The organism is Noviherbaspirillum sp. Root189, from assembly GCF_001428545.1.
GTDB lineage: Bacteria > Pseudomonadota > Gammaproteobacteria > Burkholderiales > Burkholderiaceae_D > Noviherbaspirillum.
On record NZ_LMHZ01000068.1, the window covers coordinates 1 to 3,617 of the forward strand.

Consider the following 3,617-nt stretch of genomic DNA (forward strand, 5'->3'; position numbering starts at 1 on the left):
TCCAAAGGCAAACTCTTGAGCCAAGTCGCTTTCGAGGTGGGATACGAAAGCTCCTCGCAGTTCAGCCGGGAATACACCAGAATGTTCGGCCGGTCACCGCTCAAAGATAAACAGGCGGCATCTGAACGGTAGAGATTCGCTGGCACAAACGGATAGCCTGCTGTCATGTGGTGTCGGCGACACCTTCAGTGCCCCCCGAAGACCACCGATCTCGCGCGCACGAGTGTCGGTTGTGGGTCAATTCTGTTGAAAAAGACAACAGGCAACTTTAGGTCTGTTATTGCGGTTCAGACCGTGAGTGGGATCGGATGTGGCGGTGCTGCGGAAGGACTTTGGTCCAGGCATCAAGTAAAGGCAGAATTGGCATGAAGGCCGAGGGTGTAGCACTGCTTGGCCATGCGCCTCAGATTTTGCACAACTGCGGCCAGCAGGAATTCATCATGGGCGCCCGTTAATCCACGCAGTCGCAAGCGATCCAGCTTCAAGATGCGTTTGAGGTGGGCAAAGAGCATTTCAACTTTCTTGCGTTCGCATCGTGATCGCTGGTAAATCGCTGTTGTCGCGATATCGCGTGCGACATTACGAGCAGGGTCATAAATGCTGCGTGCAATTTTGCGCATTGGCGTATTGGGACAGCATTGCTGTTTCAAAGCGCATGGAGCGCAGTCGAACTGACTGGCGCGGCAGACGATCGTGTCGGCTTTAGTAATGTGGTTCCGCTCATTTTTGAACGGGCGCCATTGGCTGCGCAGTGCATGCTCTGCGGGACAGCGATATTCGTTCGCCTGTTCGTCCCATTGGAAAGCACTGGTTGGAAAGATGCCATCCTGACGCCCGGATTTTTCCCATACAGGCACATGCGGTTCAATTGCCTTCTGATTCACCATCCAGTCCAACATCGGTGCCGTGCCATAGGCCGTATCGCCAATCAACCGACGCGGCTTGAGTTCGAAACGCTGTTCGACACGCTCGACCATGGTACGCGTGGCGTTGGCCTCGGCCGCATGATTGCTGGAAGACGGCTCAACATCCACAATTATGCCGGCCTTCACATCGACCAGGTAATTGGTGGAATAAGCAAACATCCCCGGTCCAGCAATCGCCGTCCACGAAGTGGCGGGATCAGTTAACGAAATATACTTAGGGGCTTCCGGCAGAGGATTAACCTTTTCCAGCGCTGCCAAGTACTCACGTACCGGCCGGCTGGCTGCTTCAGGATTGAACCGAGCGGTGGCTTGCGCGCCGGGAATGGCGCGTAATCGACGTACATCGGCCTCAATGACACTGGCATCCGTGGCAAATCCCTCTCCGCCAACCAAACCCTCTGCCATGCAACGCCGCAAGACCGATTCGAACAACTGGCGAAACGTATCACTATCACGGAAGCGGCCATGCCGATTCTTGGAGAAGCTGGAATGGTCCGGCACCTTGTCACTCAGCCTGAGATGACAGAACCAACGGTAAGCCAAGTTCAAATGCACCTCTTCACATAAGCGCCGCTCGGAACGAATACCATAGCAGTACCCAATAATAAGCATGCGGATGATCAGCTCAGGATCGACTGAAGGGCGGCCGGTATGGCTGTAAAAGTCGTGCAGGTAGCTGCAGAAGTCGGTCAGATCGAGATAACGGTCCACCGCCCGTAGCAGGTGATCTTGGGGAACGAATTCCTCTAGATTAATGACTTCAGCGCGTCCCCGGTGGGCAACTTGGCGTCCCATCATGATTCACCTCGCTTTCTCTGTGCTGTCCTGACACCATAGAACGCAATAAAACGAGTTTCAAGGAGTCTTTTTCAACAGAATTGGTCGGGTCACGTCGGCCAGCGGTTGATCCGAAATATCGGATATGGGGTCAATACCGGTCGTTCACTGATTTGGATCTGACTTCTCGGCCCTGCTAAAAGGAGTCATTCGCTTCGGATACAATGAGCCCTTTGTTGCAGTCCCAGCGAGTTATGACCATAGAGCCACGTCGATGGAGGTCAGACAGATTCAATAATGAGAACAGCATATGTATCCTGTTCAAGCGCTCTGAAAACATGCGGTTCGTCGGCTGGATAGCTAACGTAGTCTCCAGGCCCCAAATCAACGGGAGCATTTGCCAATCCCGCTAGGGCTCGGCCAGAGGAAATAATCAGATGCTCGACTGTTCCGGGCATGTGTGATTGCGATATTTTGGGTTGGCCAGGTTGTACGCAAAGTTGATAAACATCTCTCCGTACTCCAACCGGCGACGCGGCTAACAATGCCGCCGTATAGTCCGCCTGGCTTGAAGCAGCCTTCGGTCCTTCACCACGCCGAATCAGCTCGACGCCTCGCCGCGGTACTTCGATAAAACGACTGACAGGAACACTGAGCGCGTTGGCCAGCATCCAGAGCGTTTCAATACTGGGATTTCCGGATCCCGATTCAATTTGTGACAGTGTCGATTTCGAAATTTCTGAACGCCTGGCTAACTCGCCTATCGATAGACCAAGCCTCTCGCGCTCACGGCGAACGCTGGCTGCAATGCCTGTAATAAACCTGGCGGCGTCGTTTCCCGTGGCATTGTCGACGTTGATGTCCGTCGGGCGCTTCGATCTTTGAGTAGTCATAACTAGCGATTGACGTTCTTTAAATGCACAATATAATGAACAATCGTTCGTTAAACAATACCAGAGAGGCTATGACGGCAAAACATATAGGTATTATTGGCTGTTCGTCCGAAGGGGCTGCTCTTTGCTATCGGACAATCTGCAATGAAGGTGCGCGCATGATGGGAGCCCATGCACATCCTGAGATAACGATGCACAATCATTCGCTTGCAGATTACGTTAAATGCCTAGAGCGCGGCGACTGGTCGGGCATAGGCCAGTTGATGCTGTCATCCGCACGCAAACTTGCCGACGCCGGTGCGGACTTTGTAATCTGCCCAGACAACACCATACATGGAGCCCTGCGCTACATCGAGCAACTTATGCCGCTGCCATTGCTGCATATTGCTGATGCCGTCGCCCATCAGGCGGTTAAACAAGGCTACAGGCGCGTCGCGCTCACCGGTACAAAGTGGCTGGTGGAGAGCGATGTCTATCCGGAGAGGCTTGCCCGCCACGGGATTGAATACCAACGACCAAACCATGACGAACGCGATGAGATCAATCGCATCATCATGGATGAATTGGTGTACGGGGTATTCAAGCCGGAAGCAGTGAAGACATTCCAGCATATTATTGACCGGCTCAGATCGAGCGGTTGCGACGCAGTTGTCTTGGGGTGTACAGAAATACCGCTGATTATGAACGATATGAACTCCTCGCTCCCGACACTCGATTCCACCCGCTTGCTTGCCAGGGCGGCTCTCCATCAAGCAATTCCGGAAAGCGTTCTAGCTTAACCAATCGCTTTTCGGATCGAGCAGTGTCTGCTGCGGGTCGAGGCTGTGTGAAAACGCGGGATTTCCAGGCGTCCAGCACGACATATCGAAGTGATGAATAGTTGGCTGCCTACATAGAGTGGTCGTATACCGTGTGTTCAGCGTTTTCACACATAGATGGTCGCCCCCGGTTTGCCAAGCGTTCAATTCATGATGTCGCGCAGGTGGAGATTGCAGCCATAGATCCGGACTTATGATCGAGG

The 3,617-nt window shown here is 53.3% G+C and carries 4 protein-coding genes; 2 read left to right on the forward strand and 2 right to left on the reverse strand.

Annotation, left to right across the window (positions count from 1 at the left end; translation table 11 throughout):
• Positions 1-15 precede the first annotated feature (15 nt).
• On the forward strand, positions 16-132 hold the full coding sequence (locus tag ASE07_RS28505) for an AraC family transcriptional regulator (RefSeq protein WP_442946137.1): 117 nt from the start codon (positions 16-18) through the stop codon (positions 130-132).
• A gap of 212 nt (positions 133-344) precedes the next feature.
• On the opposite strand, the gene ASE07_RS26255 is transcribed toward ASE07_RS28505, so the two are convergent.
• A complete protein-coding gene (locus ASE07_RS26255; protein WP_057293779.1) occupies positions 345-1,724 on the reverse strand; it encodes an IS1182 family transposase in 1,380 nt (459 codons plus the stop codon).
• Positions 1,725-1,984: 260 nt separating this feature from the next.
• Entirely contained in the window at positions 1,985-2,596 is a 612-nt protein-coding gene (locus ASE07_RS28510; RefSeq protein ID WP_082584513.1) for a helix-turn-helix domain-containing protein, read from the reverse strand.
• Between the two features lie 35 nt (positions 2,597-2,631).
• Between ASE07_RS28510 and ASE07_RS26260 the strand changes: the two genes are divergently transcribed.
• Positions 2,632-3,375 carry an aspartate/glutamate racemase family protein gene (locus tag ASE07_RS26260; protein ID WP_235548642.1) on the forward strand — a complete coding sequence of 248 codons (744 nt, stop codon included), beginning with the start codon at positions 2,632-2,634 and terminating at the stop codon, positions 3,373-3,375.
• Positions 3,376-3,617 lie beyond the last annotated feature (242 nt).